This is a genomic window from Rhodoferax sp. (genome assembly GCF_028689295.1).
Classification (GTDB): Bacteria; Pseudomonadota; Gammaproteobacteria; order Burkholderiales; family Burkholderiaceae_C; genus Rhodoferax.
Genome location: NZ_JAQTWL010000003.1, coordinates 103,944 through 122,640 on the forward strand (window position 1 = coordinate 103,944; position 18,697 = coordinate 122,640).

The 18,697-nt window shown below is 59.3% G+C and carries 20 protein-coding genes; 14 read left to right on the forward strand and 6 right to left on the reverse strand.

Features of this window, described 5'->3' with window-relative positions:
- Positions 1-121: 121 nt before the first annotated feature.
- The 8 genes from def to PHF15_RS04475 all read left to right on the forward strand — a co-directional run bounded on the left by def (position 122) and on the right by PHF15_RS04475 (position 9,775).
- The gene (gene def / locus PHF15_RS04440) at positions 122-631 is read left to right on the forward strand and encodes a peptide deformylase (RefSeq protein WP_300119266.1); all 510 of its coding nucleotides are present in this window, start codon (positions 122-124) and stop codon (positions 629-631) included.
- Positions 628-1,587, forward strand: coding sequence for a methionyl-tRNA formyltransferase (gene fmt, locus PHF15_RS04445; RefSeq protein ID WP_300119267.1), 960 nt, complete (start codon positions 628-630; stop codon positions 1,585-1,587). The genes def and fmt overlap by 4 nt, the downstream gene beginning before the upstream one ends.
- On the forward strand, positions 1,587-2,333 hold the full coding sequence (locus PHF15_RS04450) for an AzlC family ABC transporter permease (RefSeq protein ID WP_300119268.1): 747 nt from the start codon (positions 1,587-1,589) through the stop codon (positions 2,331-2,333). The genes fmt and PHF15_RS04450 overlap by 1 nt, the downstream gene beginning before the upstream one ends.
- Positions 2,330-2,692 (forward strand): AzlD domain-containing protein, encoded by a 363-nt coding sequence (locus tag PHF15_RS04455; protein ID WP_300119270.1) that lies wholly within the window; start codon positions 2,330-2,332, stop codon positions 2,690-2,692. The genes PHF15_RS04450 and PHF15_RS04455 overlap by 4 nt, the downstream gene beginning before the upstream one ends.
- 75 nt (positions 2,693-2,767) lie before the next feature.
- Positions 2,768-4,198 carry a pyruvate kinase gene (gene pyk / locus PHF15_RS04460; RefSeq protein WP_300119271.1) on the forward strand — a complete coding sequence of 477 codons (1,431 nt, stop codon included), beginning with the start codon at positions 2,768-2,770 and terminating at the stop codon, positions 4,196-4,198.
- Positions 4,199-4,295: 97 nt separating this feature from the next.
- Positions 4,296-5,360 (forward strand): class II fructose-bisphosphate aldolase, encoded by a 1,065-nt coding sequence (fba, locus tag PHF15_RS04465; protein ID WP_300119273.1) that lies wholly within the window; start codon positions 4,296-4,298, stop codon positions 5,358-5,360.
- Positions 5,361-5,577: 217 nt separating this feature from the next.
- Positions 5,578-5,904, forward strand: a complete 327-nt coding sequence (locus PHF15_RS04470; RefSeq protein WP_300119275.1) for a hypothetical protein — start codon at positions 5,578-5,580, stop codon at positions 5,902-5,904.
- Between the two features lie 91 nt (positions 5,905-5,995).
- Positions 5,996-9,775 carry a PAS domain S-box protein gene (locus PHF15_RS04475; protein WP_300119277.1) on the forward strand — a complete coding sequence of 1,260 codons (3,780 nt, stop codon included), beginning with the start codon at positions 5,996-5,998 and terminating at the stop codon, positions 9,773-9,775.
- Between the two features lie 687 nt (positions 9,776-10,462).
- Here PHF15_RS04475 and PHF15_RS04480 read toward each other — a convergent pair.
- The 5 genes from PHF15_RS04480 to PHF15_RS04500 all read right to left on the reverse strand — a co-directional run bounded on the left by PHF15_RS04480 (position 10,463) and on the right by PHF15_RS04500 (position 14,258).
- The gene (locus tag PHF15_RS04480) at positions 10,463-11,401 is read right to left on the reverse strand and encodes an IPTL-CTERM sorting domain-containing protein (protein ID WP_300119279.1); all 939 of its coding nucleotides are present in this window, start codon (positions 11,399-11,401) and stop codon (positions 10,463-10,465) included.
- Between the two features lie 209 nt (positions 11,402-11,610).
- On the reverse strand, positions 11,611-12,231 hold the full coding sequence (locus tag PHF15_RS04485; protein WP_300119281.1) for a class I SAM-dependent methyltransferase: 621 nt from the start codon (positions 12,229-12,231) through the stop codon (positions 11,611-11,613).
- Between the two features lie 164 nt (positions 12,232-12,395).
- Complete coding sequence (gene trxC / locus PHF15_RS04490) at positions 12,396-12,839, reverse strand: thioredoxin TrxC (RefSeq protein ID WP_300119283.1); 444 nt, start codon at positions 12,837-12,839, stop codon at positions 12,396-12,398.
- A gap of 57 nt (positions 12,840-12,896) precedes the next feature.
- Complete coding sequence (locus PHF15_RS04495) at positions 12,897-13,091, reverse strand: DUF2905 domain-containing protein (RefSeq protein WP_300119285.1); 195 nt, start codon at positions 13,089-13,091, stop codon at positions 12,897-12,899.
- Positions 13,092-13,115: 24 nt separating this feature from the next.
- Positions 13,116-14,258: an SAM-dependent methyltransferase gene (locus tag PHF15_RS04500; RefSeq protein ID WP_300119287.1), complete on the reverse strand. Its 1,143-nt coding sequence runs from the start codon at positions 14,256-14,258 to the stop codon at positions 13,116-13,118.
- A gap of 19 nt (positions 14,259-14,277) precedes the next feature.
- Between PHF15_RS04500 and PHF15_RS04505 the strand changes: the two genes are divergently transcribed.
- From PHF15_RS04505 to thrH, 6 genes are all read left to right on the forward strand, one after another.
- Positions 14,278-15,072: an SDR family oxidoreductase gene (locus tag PHF15_RS04505; RefSeq protein ID WP_300119288.1), complete on the forward strand. Its 795-nt coding sequence runs from the start codon at positions 14,278-14,280 to the stop codon at positions 15,070-15,072.
- 78 nt (positions 15,073-15,150) lie between these two features.
- Positions 15,151-15,552: a dihydroneopterin aldolase gene (locus PHF15_RS04510; RefSeq protein ID WP_300119289.1), complete on the forward strand. Its 402-nt coding sequence runs from the start codon at positions 15,151-15,153 to the stop codon at positions 15,550-15,552.
- 4 nt (positions 15,553-15,556) lie between these two features.
- Positions 15,557-16,480 (forward strand): tRNA 2-thiocytidine(32) synthetase TtcA, encoded by a 924-nt coding sequence (gene ttcA, locus PHF15_RS04515; protein ID WP_300119290.1) that lies wholly within the window; start codon positions 15,557-15,559, stop codon positions 16,478-16,480.
- A gap of 14 nt (positions 16,481-16,494) precedes the next feature.
- Positions 16,495-16,719, forward strand: a complete 225-nt coding sequence (locus PHF15_RS04520; RefSeq protein ID WP_300119292.1) for a hypothetical protein — start codon at positions 16,495-16,497, stop codon at positions 16,717-16,719.
- Between the two features lie 29 nt (positions 16,720-16,748).
- On the forward strand, positions 16,749-17,387 hold the full coding sequence (locus PHF15_RS04525) for a histidine phosphatase family protein (RefSeq protein ID WP_300119294.1): 639 nt from the start codon (positions 16,749-16,751) through the stop codon (positions 17,385-17,387).
- 66 nt (positions 17,388-17,453) lie between these two features.
- Positions 17,454-18,059 carry a bifunctional phosphoserine phosphatase/homoserine phosphotransferase ThrH gene (thrH, locus tag PHF15_RS04530; RefSeq protein ID WP_300119295.1) on the forward strand — a complete coding sequence of 202 codons (606 nt, stop codon included), beginning with the start codon at positions 17,454-17,456 and terminating at the stop codon, positions 18,057-18,059.
- A gap of 17 nt (positions 18,060-18,076) precedes the next feature.
- Here thrH and PHF15_RS04535 read toward each other — a convergent pair whose 3' ends face one another.
- Positions 18,077-18,667, reverse strand: a complete 591-nt coding sequence (locus PHF15_RS04535; protein WP_300119296.1) for a lysophospholipid acyltransferase family protein — start codon at positions 18,665-18,667, stop codon at positions 18,077-18,079.
- Between the last annotated feature and the right edge of the window lie 30 nt (positions 18,668-18,697).

Genomic DNA, 18,697 nt, shown 5'->3' on the forward strand with positions numbered 1-18,697 from the left:
CATTTGATTAACTCACATGAGATTGTGCGCCCAAGCCCTTGCCGGGACAACGATTGTCCTGCGGGTAATGGACGCAGCATGGCAAAAATAGCGAAAATAACGACATCTTTAAAGTGACATCATGGCGCTACTCCCCATTCTTTGCTATCCAGATCCCAAACTGCACACCGTGGCCAAACCTGTGGCCGCAGTGGACGCGCGCATCAAAACCCTGATTGCCGACATGTTCGAGACCATGTACGAGGCCAAGGGCATTGGCCTGGCCGCCACCCAGGTCAATGTGCACGAGCGCCTGATTGTGATGGATATTTCCGAGGGCCGCGATGTGCCTTTGGTGCTGATAAATCCCAAAATTCTGTGGGCCAGTCCCGAGATGCATTTGAATGAAGAGGGTTGTCTGTCGGTGCCCGGCATTTACGACGGCGTCCGGCGTCACGACGCGGTCAAGGTCGAGGCGCTCGATGGCGCGGGCGCGCCGCAGCTGATCGAGGCCGATGGCTTGCTGGCGGTGTGCATCCAGCACGAAATGGACCACCTGATGGGCAAAGTATTCGTCGAATATTTGTCGCCGCTCAAACGCAACCGCATCAAGACCAAGCTGCTCAAGGCGCAGCGCGAGGACCGCGCTTGAAGCTGGTCTTTGCGGGCACGCCCGAGTTTGCCGCGGTGGCTTTGACGCATTTGCATGCGGCCGGCCATGACATCGTGCTGGTGTTGAGCCAGCCCGACCGGCCCGCCGGGCGCGGCATGAAGCTGCATCCATCTCCCGTCAAACAATTTGCGCTGGCGCATGGCATGTCCGTGGCGCAACCGCGCAGCCTGCGGCTGGACGGCAAATACCCTGACGATGCGCTGGCCGCCCGCCAGGCGCTTGAAGCGGCGCGGGCCGACGCCATGGTGGTGGCGGCTTACGGCCTGATCCTGCCCCAGTGGGTGCTGGACATGCCAAGGCTGGGTTGCTTCAATATTCACGCATCGCTGTTGCCGCGCTGGCGCGGTGCCGCCCCGATTCACCGCGCCATCGAGGCCGGCGATGCGGCAACCGGTGTCACCATCATGCAAATGGACGCCGGTCTGGACACTGGCGACATGCTGCTTTCGCAGTCACTGCCGATTTTGTCGTCTGACACCACGGGCAGCCTGCACAACCGCCTTGCCGAGTTGGGTGGACAACTGATGGTGCAGACGCTGGCGCGTGCTGTCGCTGGCCAGCTGCAAGCCGTGGCGCAACCGGCACATGGTGTCACTTACGCCAGCAAGATCGACAAGGCCGAGGCCGCGATCGACTGGTCGCAGCCGGCGCAAGGCATTGCCCGGCGGGTGCGCGCCTTCAATCCTTTTCCGGGTGCCAGCACCCAGTTTGCCGGTGAGACGCTCAAGATATGGGCGGTCGAGGTTGGTGCGGGCAGTCCATCAGCCGCACAAACGCCGGGCCAGATCGTGGCGATCACAGCATCCGGTATCGCAGTCGCCGCACTTGATTCGATCGTCGTCATCACCGAACTGCAGCGCCCTGGCGGCAAACGCCTCGCCAGTGCCGAGTTCCTGCGTGGTTGCCCCTTGCAAGTCGGACAGGTGCTGGCCTGATGCGTGGCCTGTTGGTTGATGCACGCAATTGGTGGCAGCACCCGGCGTTTGGCCGGGGACTGCGCGAGATGGCCGCGGTGTCGCCCGGCCTAGCTGCCTGGGGCTTGATGACGGGTGTGGCCATGGTCAAGTCGGGCATGAGCACCTTCGAGGCGGTCGCCATGAGTTTGCTGGTGTTTGCCGGCAGCTCGCAACTGGCAGCCATGCCTCTCATGACGGCAGGCGCGCCGGTGTGGGTGATTCTGGCCACTGCTTTTTGCGTCAATTTGCGTTTTGTGGTGTTCAGCGCCCACATGCGTCCCTATCTGATGCACCTGCCGCTGCACTGGCGCCTGTTTCAGGGCTACCTGACCACCGACCTGAGCTATGTGCTGTTTACCAAGCACTACCACCATCCGTCAGAGCATGCCGCAGAGCGCCGCGAGCAGTTGGCTTTCCTCAGTGGCGGCAGCCTGTTCAACTGGGTGAGTTGGCAAGGAGCCAGCCTGATCGGCATCGCGCTGGCGAATGTGATTCCAACCCATTGGGGGCTGGCTTTTGCGGGCATCCTGGCGCTGCTGGGGATCGGTTGCTCGCTGGCTTCCAGCCATTTGCGACGCGTTGCCGCCGGGGTGGCGGGTATGGCCGCCGTGGCGGCGTATGCGCTGCCGCTCAAGCTCAACATTGTGGTGGCCATCGCCTGCGCGGTGGCGCTGTGCCTGATCCTTGAGGAAAGCTGGCCCAAAAGGCCGGGCGCGGCGGCATGAGCGGCCCCGACCTGAATGGCACCGACCTCTGGACGTTGGGCGTGATCGTGGGCCTGGCGCTGGTCACAGTCATCACGCGCTGTTTCTTTTTCATGAGCAACCAGGCCTGGCATCTGCCGCACTGGGCACAGCGAGGCTTGCAATATGCGCCCATAGCGGCGCTGGCCGCGGTGGTGGCGCCCGAGGTGATCATGACACAGGGCTCGCTGATCACGAGCTGTCAAGACGCGCGCATCTACGCCGCCCTGGTTGGCGCCGGCTATTTTTTCTGGCGCCGGGGACAGGGTCAGGCGGTGTTGGGCACTATTGTTTCTGGCATGGCGGTCTATCTGCCGCTGCACTTGGGGCTGGGTTGGTAGGACGGGCGTTCTTGTTGCTGCCCTGTAACTTCGTTGTGTGAAAATCAAGAAACTAAATTACATGGAGATTCTTATATGCCACGTCGTGCGACCAAAATCGTTGCCACTTTAGGCCCCGCCTCCAGCGATCCCGCAATGCTGGAGCAGATGATTCGCGCCGGGGTCAATGTGATGCGCCTGAACTTCAGCCACGGCACGGCGCAAGACCATATCGAGCGGGCGCGCCTGGTGCGCGAGGCCGCCAGGCGGGCCGGGCGCGAGGTCGGCATCATGGCCGATTTGCAGGGTCCCAAGATCCGGATCGGGAAGTTTGCCGATGGCAAGGTGTTGCTGCAGCCGGGCCAGCCCTTCGTGCTGGATGCGGCGCGCACCGAACCGGGGGATATCCACGCCGTTGGCCTGGATTACAAGCCATTGCCGCGCGAAGTCAAGGCTGGCGATGTGCTGCTGCTCAACGACGGCCTGATCGTCATCGTGGTCGATGCGGTCAAGGGCGAGGCGATTCACACCACGGTCAAGCTCGGCGGCGTGCTCTCCAACAACAAGGGCATCAACAAACAGGGTGGCGGCTTGACGGCCCCGGCCCTGACCGCCAAGGACATGGAAGACATCCGCACCGCCATGAGTTTTCATGCGGACTATGTGGCCGTGAGCTTTCCCAAAAATGCGACTGACATGGAAATGGCGCGCCAACTGTGCAATGTGGCGGCTGAGGACGGCCATCGTCCGGGCCTGATCGCCAAGATCGAGCGCGCCGAGGCGATTCCGCACCTCGAAGAAATTTTGCTGGCCAGCGACGGCATCATGGTGGCGCGCGGTGACCTGGCGGTGGAAGTGGGCAACGCCGTGGTCCCGGCCTTGCAAAAACGCATGATCAAGCTGGCGCGCGAGCACGACCGGGTGGTGATCACGGCCACGCAGATGATGGAGTCGATGATCACCAACCCGGTGCCCACCCGTGCCGAGGTCAGCGATGTGGCCAACGCGGTGCTCGACGGCACCGATGCGGTGATGCTGTCAGCGGAAACGGCTGCCGGCAAATACCCGCTGGAGACGGTGATTGAAATGGCCAAGATCTGCCATGCGGCGGAAGGCGGGGAAATGTTCAAGCTCGAGGCTGACTTCAGCGGCAAAACGTTCACGCGGATCGACCAAACCATTGCCATGGGTGCCTTGTTCACCGCGCATCATCTGGGCGCCAAGGCCATTGTGGCGATGACCGACAGCGGCTCGACCGCGCTCTGGATGAGCCGGCATCTGATCCAGGTGCCTATCTACGCCCTGACTTCCAAAGTTGCCACACAACGCAAAATGACGCTCTACCGCAACGTGCGCCCGCTGCTGATCGACACCAGCGCCGACCGCGATACCGCGCTGGCCGAATCCGAGAGCGACCTCAAGGCGCGCGGCATTGTGAAGACCGGTGACATCTATGCCATCACCTGCGGCGAGCCAATGGGCTCGCCAGGCGGCACCAACATGCTCAAAATTTGCCGGGTGTCTTGAACCTGGCGGGGGCCGATGGTCATGCGCCCGGGCGCAGGTGCGTCGCTAGAATTGGCCTCAGTTATTACCTTGTTACCAAACTTTGGAGGACTTCACCATGGCACTTGTTTCTATGCGCGAACTGCTGGACCATGCGGCGGCGAACGGCTACGGCATTCCGGCATTCAACGTCAACAACCTGGAGCAGGTGCAAGCCGTGATGTCGGCCGCCGACGAAGTCGGTGCGCCGGTCATCCTGCAAGCCAGCGCGGGCGCCCGCAAGTATGCCGGAGAGCCCTTCATCAAGCACCTGATTCTGGCCGCCATCGAGGCCTATCCGCACATTCCGCTGGTGATGCACCAAGACCACGGCCAGAGCCCGGACGTGTGCCAGGGCGCCATCAACCTGGGCTTCAGCTCGGTCATGATGGACGGCTCGCTGATGGCGGACGGCAAGACCATTGCCAGTTATGAGTACAACGCCGAGGTTACGCGCAAGGTGGTCGAAATGGCCCATGCCGTGGGCGTGACGGTAGAAGGCGAACTGGGCTGCCTGGGCTCTCTGGAAACCATGAAGGGCGACAAGGAAGACGGCCACGGCACCGACGCCACCATGACGCGCGAGCAAATGCTCACCGACCCCGAGCAGGCGGCCGACTTCGTCAAGCGCACCCAGCTAGACGCGCTGGCGATTGCCATCGGCACCAGCCACGGCGCCTACAAGTTCACGCGCAAGCCCACCGGCGACATTCTGGCCATCGACCGCGTGATGGAAATCAACCGCCGCCTGCCCAACACCCATTTGGTGATGCACGGCTCCAGCAGTGTGCCGCAGGAGTCGCTGACCCTTATCAACCAGTACGGCGGCAAGATGAAGGAAACCTACGGCGTGCCGGTGGAAGAAATCCAGAAAGCCATCAAATACGGTGTGCGCAAGATCAACATCGACACAGACATCCGCTTGGCCATGACCGCCGCCGTGCGCAAGTTCATGGCCGAGAACCCCGAGAAATTCGACGCCCGCGACTGGCTCAAACCGGCCCGCGAGGCCGCCAAAGCCCTATGCAAGCAGCGCTATCTGCAGTTCGGCTGCGAAGGCCAAGGGGCAAAGATCAAAGGTTACAGCCTGATCGAAGTCGCCCGGCAATATGCTCGCGGCGAACTGGCGCAGGTTGTCAATTGAGTTTTTGCTGATCAAGACTGCGTTGGGGTTGAGTCGGCAGGGGCGGGGCAGACGCCGGGCGCCCAGCATCTGCCCCACCTCGCCTTGCGCTGCTGACAGATTTGGCATGCGCACGGCAAAGATGGCAAAGACGTTTTTGGCGAGGTTAATTCCAAGGGTTACGATAGCCATGATTTCCCCTCCCAGGTGAGTTGATGAAGAGTTTTGTCTCTCTATCTTGGCACTCATTTACGCTCGACAGTACGCAGCGCGAGGCGAGGAGCTACGGCAGACCTATGGCCTAACAGACGAAAGCCCGCTGCGGTCGCGCGATCTTCGACATGCGATAGAGCACTTTGACGAGCGGCTGGACGAGGCTCAGGGACAAGGCTATGGCTATGGCTATGGCTATGGCTATGGCTATGGCTATGGCTATGGCTATGGCTATGGCTATGGCTATGGCTATGGCTATGGCTTGTATGGCTCAAAATTTGGGCGCAAAATGATTGAGCAAAACAAGAAACAACCCATTTCCAATGCGCTCCAAAAGTTTCTCAATCGTTGAGTTTGTGATCAACCAGGCCGCGACGGGAAAGCATCTCAGGCTACAGCCGTCACTCTGGCGAACGCTAACCATGGTTTGGCGGGCTTCGGCAATGGCTGTAACACTCTGGCTCGCTGGCGCCGTCATGGCGCATGCGTCAGCACCTGCCGATCAGGTCCGATCAATGGAACAAGCGTCAGCCACCAATGCACTTGCACCTCGGACCTTGGTGGTTGGCAGCGAACAAGACTATCCACCATTCGCCACAGGAATTACAGACACCACCGCTGGCGGTTTTACCGTGGACCTATGGACGGTCGTGGCACAGGCAGCCGGCTTAAATTACACCTTGCGCGTGCTGCCTTTTCATCAGCTTCTGAAGGAGTTCAGGGAAGGACACATTGATGTCCTGATCAACCTTGCGATCTCGGACGAGCGCCGCCAATTTGCCGACTTCAGCATTCCCCATGTCACGGTTCACGGGGCTATCTTTGTGCGCGACGACCAGACCAACATCCGATCGGAGGCCGACCTTGCCGGTAAATCCATCCTCGTCCTGAACGCAGACTTGGCCCAGGACTACGCGGTGGCCAATGGTTGGGGCCCACAACTGGTCACCGTGGACACCGCTGCGGAAGGCCTTCGGCTACTGGCGGCCGGACGCCATGACGCCATGCTGTTGAGTCAACTCACCGGTTTGCAAACGCTGCACACATTGGCACTTAAGAACATCAAGCCGCTGCCCATAAAAGCAGGCTTTGCGCAAAAATTTGCCTTTGCAACGCATCGTGGCCAAGTCGATCTTTTGGCCAAGATCAATGAAGAGCTGGCTGTCACAAAAGCCAGTGGTGGTTATGACACCTTGTATGAAAAATGGTTTGGTAACTACGAGGTCAAGGAGCTGGGGCTACAAGACTGGCTGAAATACATCAGCCCGGTCATCATTCTGTTGCTCGCGTGGGTGGGTTATCTGGCCTACCGACGACAGGTTGAGCGCAATTTGGCGGCCGCCGCCATCGCCGAATCACGGGATCTGCTGCTGGCCATCATTGATGCGGTGCCGGTAAGAGTTTTCTGGAAAGACCGCGATCTGCGTTACCTCGGCTGCAATGCCGCCTTTGCCCATGACGCCGGTATGCCGACCCCTGGCGAGGTCATCGGCAAAGACGACTTCCACATGGGTTGGGCCGAACAAGCCGAGCTGTACCGTGCCGACGATCACCTGGTCATGGAATCGGGCACGGCCAGGCTTTCCTATGATGAACCGCAAACAGCACCCAGTGGCAAGAACATCTGGTTACGCACCTCCAAGGTGCCGCTCAAAAACGGGCGCAATGAGGTGGTCGGCGTGTTGGGCCTTTACGAGGACATCACGGAACGCAAACAGGCGGAAGACAATCTGAAAGAAAGCGAAGATTTTAAGAATGTCATTTTGAATTCTATCGACGCCGAGATCGCGGTGCTTGACCATGAGGGGGGCATTCTCGCAGTCAATGACCCTTGGCGGCGTTTTGCTCTGGACAATGGAAACGAGCCTGGCAAACCGGATCCGTCGATCGAAATAGGTGCAAACTATCTGTCGGTTTGCGAGGCCGTGACTGGTCCGGAGTCGTCCGAAGTGAAATTGATCATTGCAGGCATCCAATCCGTACTGCGGCGGCAGTCGCCTCGCTACAGTCTGGAATACCCCTGTCACGCACCGACGCAAATGCGTTGGTTCAGTATGGTGGTTTCACCTATAGGGCGGGGTGTGGATGCCGGGGTGGTGATTACGCACATGAATATCACCGATCGCATTCTGGCAGAGCAGGAAAAGGCATTGGCACTGAGTCGCCTTCAGAAGCTTGCCAGTCGCGTGCCCGGACTGCTTTACCAATACCGATTGCGCCCGGATGGCAGTTCATGTTTTCCGTACGCCAGTGAAGCCATTCGGGAGATTTATCAGGTCAGTCCGGATGAGGTACTCGAGGATGCGTCCCGTGTTTTTACCAAACTTCATCCGGACGACCTTGGCATTGTGGTGTCTTCGATCCAAATATCAGCCAGGGAACTCAGCCCCTGGAAGCAGGAATACCGTGTAAAAGCTGACGACGGTACGGTGCGTTGGGTTTTAGGCAACGCCGTGCCTGAGCGCGAAACCGATGGTTCCACGTTATGGCACGGCTTCATAAGCGATATCACGGATCGAATCCGCAGCGCTGAAAAAATCGCCACCCTGATGCGCGAACAGAAGGCCATCCTGAATAACGAACTCCTGGGCATCATCACCGTCAGGGACCGAAAAATCATCTGGGCCAACACCGGCCTTGAAAAGATGCTCGGCTACGCACCAGGGGAGCTCATCGGGGCCTCGACCCGTCAGATTTACCTCAACGACGACGACTATCTGGCATTCGGGGCTGTCGCCTATCCTGTCATCGATCGTGGGGAGGTGTACCGCACACGCTCCGAATACGTGCGCAAGGATGGTCTCGGTATTTGGGTGGATGTGAGCGGGGAAATATTGAATCGGGCCACCGGAGATTCGCTTTGGGTGTTCAACGACATCACCCAACGCATGATGGCGGAAAGTCGCTTGATTCAGAGTGAAGCCAAGATCAAGGGGATCCTTGAAGGTGCTGCGGATGCCATATTCATCGCAGACAAAGAGGGGAAACTCCAATACGCGAACAGCCAGGCCGTGAACATGCTTGGCTACCGTTTTGACGAATTGATGGGCTTGTCCATCCATGACGTCATCTTGAAAGCGGATTGGCCACAAACAAGCATCTACTTTGGCCTGCTGATATCCACGGGTTCATTACGTGGCGAGTTTCGGCTCCGATGCAAGACGGGTGAAGTCATTCCGGTTGACTTCAACGGCTCGGTGCTGCCTGACGGCAGCGTCTTTGGTTCATGCCGTGACATCTCCGAGCGCAAGAAGACGGAGCGACTGCTTCATGAGAGCGAATCGCGCCTGAAAACCATTATCGAGAATGAACCGGAATGTATCAAGGTCGTAAATGCACAGGGGCTGTTGATTCAGATGAACCCTGCTGGCCTGAAGATGATCGAGGCGAGTTCTTTCGCCCAAGTCAAGGACATCCCTGTGCTGAACATCATTGCCCCCGAATTCCGCCAAGCCTATGCCGACATGCACCAGCGAGTGCTTGCGGGTGAATCTTTGCTGATGGAGTTTGAGGTGATCGGCCTAACAGGAAGGCGGCACTGGCTGGAAACACATGCAGTCCCAATGCAAATGCAGGGCGAGACAGTGCAGTTGGCGGTCACCCGTGACATCAGCACACGCAAGTTAATGGAAGCGCAAGTTCACCAACTTGCATTTCACGATGCACTCACCAATTTGCCCAACCGCAGATTGCTGCACGATCGCTTGAGTCAGGTGCTGTTAGCCAGCAAGCGCAGTGGCTGTTATGCGGCGCTGATGTTTTTGGATCTGGACAATTTCAAACCGCTCAATGATGCCCACGGGCATGAGGCGGGAGACTTGTTGCTGATTGAGGTGGCGCGGCGTTTGACTGATTGTGTGCGGGAAAGCGACACAATTGCGCGCTACGGTGGCGACGAGTTTGTGGTGATGCTCAGTGAACTGGCTTTTGACCAGGCCACTTCGGTGTCTCAGGCGTTGGGAGTTGCTGAGAAAATTCGGAATACCTTGTCAAAGGTTTATCAATTGAACACTTCCGAGGATGGTCATGCGGTGGTCGAGCACCATTGCACAGCAAGCATCGGCTTGGTGGTGTTCGTAAGTCATGACATCAGCCAGGACGAAATCCTGAAACGGGCAGATCAGGCCATGTACAGTGCCAAAGACGCGGGACGAAATTCAGTTTTCCTGTTCGAGGTTGACAGTGGTCAACCGAAGCCGGTCATGGAACGCACTGACCATTGATATTTCACAATGGCATCCCGGCCATTTTCCAACCTGCCAACGATTGCCGGGCATTTCTGGTACGACCCTGGCAGTCAATCCCGCTGGGCGAGTGAGACTACACCGATGATGCCGCTTTGCAGGTCACATTCGATTTCAGGCGGTGCGAGGGAGAGACCTTCTGCGCCACCAGTGCCAGCCCCTCAGAAAGCTGGCGAGTCTGCTTCCGAGTCTATGCGCCTTGCATTTCATTATTTTGTAGATACAACAAGGCATGCTCAGACGGGACGAACCAAAGCGCAAACTGAACATCAAGAATCACCGGCTTGACTTCGTTGGATGCGATGCAACCTGGGACCACTTCACGGTGATCCGCGAAGACGAGCGACAAGGCTATGGCGAGTAATGCCTGGTTTGCCTCAGTCTTTTTGCGACAGACGTGGTCGTGATGGTTTACACCGAGCGCCCGCAAGGGCCTCGCGTGATATCACCGCGAAAGGCAGAAAAACATGAAGCTCGCCACTATCGCCAAGTTGCCAAAGAAAACCTTGGCTAGGGCCAACGACCCGGGCAATCCAGCGTGGACTGAGGACATGCTGGGTGCGCCGGTTCTCAAACGCGGGCGTGGGACGCAGGTCACTCCCACGAAGGTGCTGACCTCTGTTTTGCTTTACGAATCCTTAGTGCTTCTGGAGACTCGGGGCGCGATTAGCGCTGCGTCCGACGCCGCATCCTGGCCACACCCATCAGCGCCATCAATGCACTCAATGCAAGTATTCCCCATTCGGAAATGGTTGGAATTGAATGAGGAACCGCCGGCGCAGCGTCTCCGATGAAGACCAGATCATGAACCAGATTGCTCTCCGTCGATCCGACCAGCACGCGAACGCCTGATACAGGATTGATCGTATAGATGCTTTTGTCGCTATTTTCGTTGTCGTAGCTGCCAAAAATAACGCCATCAGATCGCACGCCTAGCCCCATGTAACAGGAACTATCGGCGAGCGCCACGTTCGTGATGACGGCGGCGGTTGCGGGATTCAACGTCTGAATCACGCCGGGGTTGTCCCAGCATGGTGTGAAATACAGAGTTCCGTTTGGCGCAAAGGCCAGTCCACCGTTCGAATTGCCCAATGTCTCATCACGCCCGATCACGGTCACCTGAGCAGTGGTTGTGTCAATCGTGAGCAGGTACCCGCCAACCGATGAGTCATTCAGGATTCCACAGCGCGGTGACGTACCCTGATTTCCCAAAATTCCAAAAAGCACGTCAGTGCCGGGCTGGAAGCTCAAGTCCCCGATATAACAGTCGTTACCGCCGGCCGTCTGGAGACGCCCAACGTCGGCGATCAGCGCTCCGGTGGTCGGATTGATCTCAAGGAGCCGCGGACCGTTTGGGCCACCAGCACTACCAGACACCGCAAATACCTTGCCCTGCGAGTTGGCAGACACTCCCGTCAGGCCCGCTCCCTCCAAGGGAGTGGCGAGCACGGTCACAGCAGCAGTTGCGGGGTCGATTGACACCACCGCGCCCGGCGACGAAGAGCCCTCTCCGCCGCCATTAACACCTAACAATGTTTGTTGCGCCATTGACGAGAAGCTCGAAATCGCCAAGACGACAGTAAATAAATAGTTGATGAGTTTCATGTAGATTCCAAAAAATTTCACCGAATTTACACGAGAACTTAAGTTTTGAATATAGGGTTTTACGGATGGCGTCCGGCTATTTCGATATCAATGCCCTGTAAAGCCACTGAAAATGAGCCGACCTGCTCGTCGTTGACCGCTTCTGACCTTGAATTCAACGCTGAAGGCTGTTGTGTGGGCAATGAAGTTGGCCGGCCTGAAGCGGCCGTTCAATGTGGCTTTAAGCAATGACAGTAAACGAAGTGTTGAACCGAGCCCCAAGGGGTTTTGTGTTCTTCGCTCATGTGTTCAAGCAGCTCAAACGAAGGCCCGAACTCTTGGTGAAGCTGGCCAGGCGCGTAGCGTGCCACTGGCAGCCCACTGCATTGCTCAGGGCCATCGGGCGCGAAGGTCGCAACGATCACATGTCCGCCGGGTTTCACCGACTTCATGACCTGCTGAACATACGCGGCGCGGTCAGCTGGGTCGGTTAAAAAGTGGAAAACGGCGCGGTCATGCCAAATGTCATACGTTTGGTCTGGCAGATTTGCAACACAAATATCCCCTGAAATCCATGTAACGCTGTCCCCTTGGGTGCCCAGCCGATTGTGAGCAACATCCAAGGCACTTGCCGACAAATCCAACACGGATATGTTCTTGAAGCCGTTGCGCAACAGATCATCAACCAGTGTCGATGCACCGCCACCGACATCAATCATGTTGGCGTCCAACGGTGTTCCAACCGAACGGATGAGTTCAAGTGACCGCGTTGCGTGCTCCTGAAACCAGCTCACCGCATCCGGCTGCTTGGTCTGGTAAACCTTTTCCCAGTGCTCTTTGGCGCTCTGCATTGTTTGTCTCCATGCCTTGGACATTGACTAAACACAAATGGTAATCCCAAAACGAAATGGTAAGCCGCAAAAGCTGTCTCATGGGGCTGTCCAGCTCAGCCTGCTCAACAGTTTGGGCGATGGCGTCAAGAAATGAAGCCGCCCCCGGAGAGCTGGGCCCTGCTTCAAGTACGCGGCATATGCTGCTGCGCCCAGCGCACGATGTCGGCCGCGCCCATGGCGCCGGCCTGGCGCGCCACCTCGCGCCCGCCGACAAACAGGGCCAGCGTGGGAATGCTGCGAATGTTGAAACGGGCGCCCAAATTTTGCTCGGCCTCGGTGTCCACCTTGGCCAGACGAACCGCCGGCTCCAACTGGGCGGCTGCCTGCTCAAACGCCGGTGCCATCTGGCGGCAGGGGCCGCACCAGGGCGCCCAAAAATCAACCAGCACCGGGATCTGGTTGCGCTGGATGTGGCGTGCAAAGCTGGCTTCGTCGAGCATCACCGGATGCGCGGTAAACAGCGGTTTGTGGCAGTTGCCGCAATCTGGCGCGCTGCCCAGATTGGCGCGGCCGACGCGGTTGGTGGTGTGACAGTGAGGGCAAACAATGTGCAGGGAGTCAGTCATGGCAAATCCTTTCAGGTCTTCAGATGGCCGCACCTGGCAGGAATTCAAGCACCGGACTCAAACGAATTTGGCAATGGCCGCCGCCACCATGCTCAAAATGATGGTGGTGGTGAGCGGGACGAAAAATTCCCTGCCAAAAACCTTGAAGCGAAAGTCACCCGGCAGCCTGCCAAAGCCCAGGCGCTGCAGCCAGGGTGTGAGTCCGTTGAGCAGCACCAGGGCCAGAAAGACAACAATGAGCCAGCGGAACATGTTTTATGCCTTGATTAAGGGGTATCAGAGGGTGTGTGTTTTGTCGCCATGCGCAAAACCCAGCGCCTGCCAAGGCTCGCCCTGGTAGAAGCCGATCACCTTGAAAAGTTCGCCCATTTCGTGCTCCATGATCAGTTTTTGCGCCATCACCCGGGTCGGCAGGTCAGCGCTTTCCATCTGCTGCAGCAAGCCGCAGTTCATCAAAAAGCGGCCCTGGTTGCAGTAGCCCAGCACGCCCAGGCCGGCCTCGTTGCCCGCCAGCGCGATGCCGGTAAAGTTGACGTGGGCGGTGATGTCTTTCTGGCCGACAAGGGCCAGCGGGTCGGTGTCCATCTGGTGCGCCTGGTGGCACATCACGGTGCCCATGTGGCGCTGTGGGTGGTAGTACTCGGCCGCCGGAAAACCGTAGTCGATCAGAAAGACCGCGCCGCGCGCGAGTTTGCTGCCGAGGGTGCGAACAAAGGATTCGCCTTGCGGGTGGATTTCGGTCAGGTAGTCGTGCGCGCCTTCGGGCGCCAGCGGCGGGCGCAGATCGGTGGGCCGGTCGAACCACGCAAAAGTGGGCGTGCCGTCGCTGTCCGCCGCGCCCAGCACCACGCCGCGCTCATGCCAAACGCCGTTCACCCGCGCCAGCAATTTGACCGGCATGGCGTCGAGCACCTCATTGCCCAGCACCACGCCATGCAAGTCGTCGGGCAGCGCATCGACCCAGCGCACCTGCCCGGCAAAGGCGGCCAGCGTGGCTTGCTGGCGCGCCCGCAGGCTGCTGGATATATCGACGATGGTGTAGCGCGGCAAGGGCTTGCCCTGGGCCTGCAGGGCCTGCAAAATCTGCAGCGCCAGCGCGCCCGAGCCGGCGCCAAACTCCCACACCTCCTGCGTTCCCGTCACTTCCAGCGCCTGCGCCACCTGCAGTGCCAGAGTCCAGCCGAACAACGGCGTGATGCCGGGCGAGGTCACAAAGTCGCTGCCCGCCACGCGCGTGCCGTCCTGCACGGCGTAGGGCAAGGCGCCGAATTGGCTACTGCCATGGGCGTAGTAACCCAGGCCGGGGGTGTACAGCGCTTGGTCCATGAAGACATCGAAGCCGATCCAGCCGCCGGCCGCACAAATCGCCCCGGCGATGTGGCGCGCGAGCTCGCTCGTTAAACTGTGGGGACTTGTCATAGCCTGGAATTGTCCCCGAATGTCTCACCCTGTCACGTCACCCCTGTTCCCAGCACCCAAGCAGCGTACCGTTTTGGTCACCGGCGCGGCCAAACGACTAGGCCGCGAGATCGCCCTGGCACTGGCCCGCGCGGGCTGGCGGGTGGCCGTGCATTACCGCGATTCGGTCGAGGATGCGCGCAAAACGGTCGCCGATTGCGCCAGGCTGGCTGGGGCCAGCGCCTCTTTTCGCGCCAACCTGGCCAATGAAACGGCGGTACGCAACCTGCTGCCCAGGGTGGTGGAAGAACTCGGCCATGTCGATGCCATCGTCAACAGTGCGTCCACTTTTGAGCACGACACCCCCGAAACCTTCAGCTTTGCCGCCATGGAAAAGCACATGCGCGCCAACACGGGGGCCGCCATTTTGCTGAGCCAGGCGCTGCACGCACACCTGCAAACACGCCCCGAGGCCGAGGGCGCGGTGGTGAACCTGCTCGATCAAAAGCTGTGGAACCCCAACCCCGACTTCATCAGCTACACGCTGTCCAAGGCCGCGCTGGAGTCAGCCAACACCATGCTGGCGCTGGCGCTGGCGCCGCGGGTGCGGGTGGTGGGCGTGGCCCCAGGCCTGACGCTGACCAGCCACATGCTGACGCCGGAAAAATTCGAGGCGCTGCACAAACTGTCGCCGCTGGGCCGCTCCTCGACGGCTGCGGACGTGGCGGCCACCGTGGCCTTTGCCCTGGAAAACCAGTCCATCACCGGCACCACGCTGCTGGTCGATGGCGGCCAGCACCTGATGAAATTCGAGCGCGATTTTTCGCTGCTGTGATTTCCAGGCTTGCTGCCCAACTTGATCCTGCCATTCGCGCTGTATCTCAATTTTCGACTCATTTCTGCCAGACTGTTCATGACAACTCTTACGTACACCTCATCCCACATGCTGGGCCAGCAAACCCTGACGCTGACCGGCCTGCGTTTCGACGCCAATTTGGGCATCCTGGAAACCGAAAAAACCGCGCCGCAACCGATCCAGGTCGATGCCGAACTGAGCCTGGGACACCAGCCGCTGCTGCCTGCGGACGACGACATCATGCACGTGCTGGACTACCGCAAGGTGCGCAAGATCATCATCGACGAATGCACCGCGGAGCACGTCAACCTGCTCGAGACGCTGATCGGCAAGCTGGCCAACCGGCTCATGCAGTTGCCCAACGTCAAGGGTGTGCGCGTCAAGATTGCCAAGCTGGAGATTTTTGCCGATTGCGAAGTTGCCATCCGGGTCGAAACCGGCCAGTGGAACAAGGATTGACGCCATGAATGCCCTCTGGACAGAAAGCGAAGCCCAGGATGCCCCGGCGCCGCGCGAGCCGAAAATCGAGCGAGAAATCCATAAGCTCGAAAAACGCCTGTGCCGCCAGGTCGGCCAAGCCATCATTGACTTCAACATGATCGAGGAAGGCGACCGTGTCATGGTGTGCGTGAGCGGCGGCAAGGACAGCTACGGACTGCTCGACATCCTGCTTAAATTGCAAAAGCGCGCGCCGATCAATTTCGAGATCATTGCCGTCAACCTCGACCAGAAACAACCCGGCTTTCCGGCGCATATCCTGCCCGAATACCTGGCCAAACTGGGCATTGAATACCACATTGAGACGCAGGACACCTACAGCATCGTCAAGAAAGTGGTGCCCGAGGGCAAGACCATGTGCAGCCTGTGCAGCCGTCTGCGGCGCGGCATTTTGTACCGGGTGGCCGACGAGCTCAAGATCACCAAAATTGCCCTTGGCCACCACCGCGACGACATGCTGGCGACCTTCTTTCTCAACATGTTTTTTGGCGGCAAGCTCAAGGGCATGCCACCCAAATTGGTGAGCGACGACGGCGGCCACATCGTGATCCGGCCGCTGGCCAATGTGGCAGAGAAAGACCTCACAAGATGGGCCGCGCACCGCCAGTTCCCGATCATTCCGTGCAGCCTGTGCGGCAGCCAGGAAAACCTGCAGCGTCAGCTTATTGGCCAGATGCTGCGGGACTGGGAAAAACAGTACCCGGGGCGCACCGAGACCATGTTCACCGCGCTGCAAAACGTGGTGCCCTCGCATTTGATGGATGTCAATCGCTACGACTTCAAAAACATCAAAATCACGGGACAGGCCGATGTTGACGGCGACAAGGTCTTCGACGAGGAAGATTTTCCGCTGCCCGGCGTGGCGGGTGTGCAGGTGATGCAGTTCTGAGCTGGAGAAAAATCATGACTTTGGTGCTCGGCAAAGTGGGTCTCAGGCGCCAGAATAATGCCCCATTGACTGTGCATGTCACGGCTGTGGAGCGACAGGAAAACAAGGTCAATCAAGGCGGTGTGGGCATCGGCTGGGGAATGGGCTGGGTGTTTGGCAGCGGTGCCATCAGCGTCGGCAGCCGGGGTGGGTTGTTTCCGGTTAATCAGTTGAGGACAGAGCTGGCTCACTGCGTGTAGCTGCGGTCTGTCCCGCAAAATATCAGACTATGCAACTCACCCGCATCATCGCCATCCGCCATGGTGAAACCGCCTGGAACGTGGACACCCGCCTGCAGGGGCATCTGGACATTGCGCTCAATCCCAAAGGCCTCTGGCAGGCGGCGCAAGTTGCGCGCGCGCTGGCCGACGAGCCCGTTGACGCCATTTATGCCAGCGACCTGCTGCGCGCCTGGCATACCGCCAGAGCCATTGCGCAAACCACGGCGGCGCCCCTGGTTGCTAGCCAGAATTTGCGCGAACGCAGCTTTGGCAGCTTTGAAGGCAGCACCTACGCTGAGCTTGAATCCCGCTGGCCCGAAGACGCGCTGCGCTGGCGCAAGCGTGAGCCCGACTGGGCGCCGCCCGGAGGCGAATCGCTGCTGGCCCTGCGCGAGCGCATCACTGCCACCGTGGACGCCCTGGCCCGGCAGCACGTTGGCGGCCAGGTGGTGCTGGTGGCGCACGGCGGCGTTCTGGATGTGCTGTACCGGCTGGCCACCGGTCAGGAGCTGCAGGCCCCACGCAGCTGGCATCTGGGAAATGCCGCCATCAACCGCCTGCTCTGGACCACCGAGGGCCTGACGCTGGTGGGTTGGGGCGATACCCGCCACCTGGAGGAAGCCACGCTGGACGAGGGCAGCGCCTGAGGCGCTGGGCACCGCTCTTTCACGTTAACATGCCCGCCATTGGTTACCAATTTACGGAGAATTTCAGTGCAGCTTGTTTGTCTTGACCTCGAAGGTGTTCTTGTTCCCGAAATCTGGATCGAATTTGCCAAGCGCACCGGCATCCCGGAGCTTTCGCGCACCACCCGTGACGAGCCCGACTACGACAAGCTGATGACCTATCGGCTGGCGTTGCTCAAGACCCACCAGCTCGGCCTGCCTGACATTCAAAAAGTGATCTCGGACATGGGGCCGATGGCCGGAGCGCGCGACTTTCTGGATGCGCTGCGGCGTGACTACCAGGTCATCATCCTGTCGGACACCTTTTACGAGTTCGCCATGCCGCTGATGGCGCAACTCAACATGCCGGTGCTGTTTTGCCACAAGCTCGAAGCCGACGCCGATGGTTTTCTGGTGAACTACCACCTGCGCATGCCGAACCAGAAAAAGGAAGCGGTGCAGCGTTTCCGCGAGTTGCAGTTCAAAGTGATCGCCGCTGGCGACTCCTACAACGACACGGCCATGCTGGCCGAGGCCAACGCCGGCATTTTGTTTCATCCGCCACAAAACGTGATCGACGAGTTCCCGCAGTTTCCGGTGACGCTGAACTATGCCGAGCTGCGCGCCGAGATCGACCGGGCGGCAAGGCGCTAACTGCTGGCCGTCGAACGCTAATCGGCCTCGAATTGGCCCGCATTCCGACCTTTGAAAGGCGCGTAAAACGCTTTGATTTGCTGCATGTCGGCTTCTAAATTACCCGTTGGCACAAACACCGGCCCCAGGCCGCTGAGCTTGCGCTGGTAGTCCATGTAGGCCATCACGATCGGCACCTGCGCGGTGACGGCAATGTGATAGAAGCCGGTTTTCCAGTAGCGTGTTTTGCTGCGTGTGCCCTCGGGCGGCACGATCAGTTGCAGCGCGCCGTCTGCGGCCTGAATGGCCTGCGCCGACGCCAGCACCAGGTTGTTGCTCTTGCTGCGGTCCACTGCAATGCCGCCCAGCCAGCGCATCAGCGGCCCGTACGGAAAGCGGAACAAGCTGGCCTTGCCGATCCAGTAGATGTTCAGGCGCAGCGCAAAGGCCACCATCAGGGTATAGGGCAGGTCCCAGTTGCTGGTGTGGGGTGCGGCAATCAGCACGCTTTTTTGCGCCTGCGCGGGCAAGGCGCCCTGTACTTGCCAGCCTGCCAGTTTGAGGTAAGCCACGGACAGCGTGCGCAGCAAGGTGTTGACGACGGGGGTGGAGAAAACAGTTCGGTGCATGGCTGAAACGGTGGCGTTGGATACGTCCAG

Coding starts and splice junctions, on each gene's coding strand:
- def (WP_300119266.1), top strand. CDS start 122: ATGGCGCTACTCCCCATTCTTTGCTATCCAGATCCCAAACTGCACACC.
- PHF15_RS04475 (WP_300119277.1), top strand. CDS start 5,996: ATGGCTGTAACACTCTGGCTCGCTGGCGCCGTCATGGCGCATGCGTCA.
- PHF15_RS04500 (WP_300119287.1), bottom strand. CDS start 14,258: ATGACAAGTCCCCACAGTTTAACGAGCGAGCTCGCGCGCCACATCGCC.
- PHF15_RS04505 (WP_300119288.1), top strand. CDS start 14,278: ATGTCTCACCCTGTCACGTCACCCCTGTTCCCAGCACCCAAGCAGCGT.
- PHF15_RS04455 (WP_300119270.1), top strand. CDS start 2,330: ATGAGCGGCCCCGACCTGAATGGCACCGACCTCTGGACGTTGGGCGTG.
- PHF15_RS04520 (WP_300119292.1), top strand. CDS start 16,495: ATGACTTTGGTGCTCGGCAAAGTGGGTCTCAGGCGCCAGAATAATGCC.
- PHF15_RS04535 (WP_300119296.1), bottom strand. CDS start 18,667: ATGCACCGAACTGTTTTCTCCACCCCCGTCGTCAACACCTTGCTGCGC.
- PHF15_RS04525 (WP_300119294.1), top strand. CDS start 16,749: ATGCAACTCACCCGCATCATCGCCATCCGCCATGGTGAAACCGCCTGG.
- PHF15_RS04510 (WP_300119289.1), top strand. CDS start 15,151: ATGACAACTCTTACGTACACCTCATCCCACATGCTGGGCCAGCAAACC.
- PHF15_RS04485 (WP_300119281.1), bottom strand. CDS start 12,231: ATGCAGAGCGCCAAAGAGCACTGGGAAAAGGTTTACCAGACCAAGCAG.
- PHF15_RS04480 (WP_300119279.1), bottom strand. CDS start 11,401: ATGAAACTCATCAACTATTTATTTACTGTCGTCTTGGCGATTTCGAGC.
- PHF15_RS04450 (WP_300119268.1), top strand. CDS start 1,587: ATGCGTGGCCTGTTGGTTGATGCACGCAATTGGTGGCAGCACCCGGCG.
- PHF15_RS04495 (WP_300119285.1), bottom strand. CDS start 13,091: ATGTTCCGCTGGCTCATTGTTGTCTTTCTGGCCCTGGTGCTGCTCAAC.
- fba (WP_300119273.1), top strand. CDS start 4,296: ATGGCACTTGTTTCTATGCGCGAACTGCTGGACCATGCGGCGGCGAAC.
- pyk (WP_300119271.1), top strand. CDS start 2,768: ATGCCACGTCGTGCGACCAAAATCGTTGCCACTTTAGGCCCCGCCTCC.
- trxC (WP_300119283.1), bottom strand. CDS start 12,839: ATGACTGACTCCCTGCACATTGTTTGCCCTCACTGTCACACCACCAAC.
- ttcA (WP_300119290.1), top strand. CDS start 15,557: ATGAATGCCCTCTGGACAGAAAGCGAAGCCCAGGATGCCCCGGCGCCG.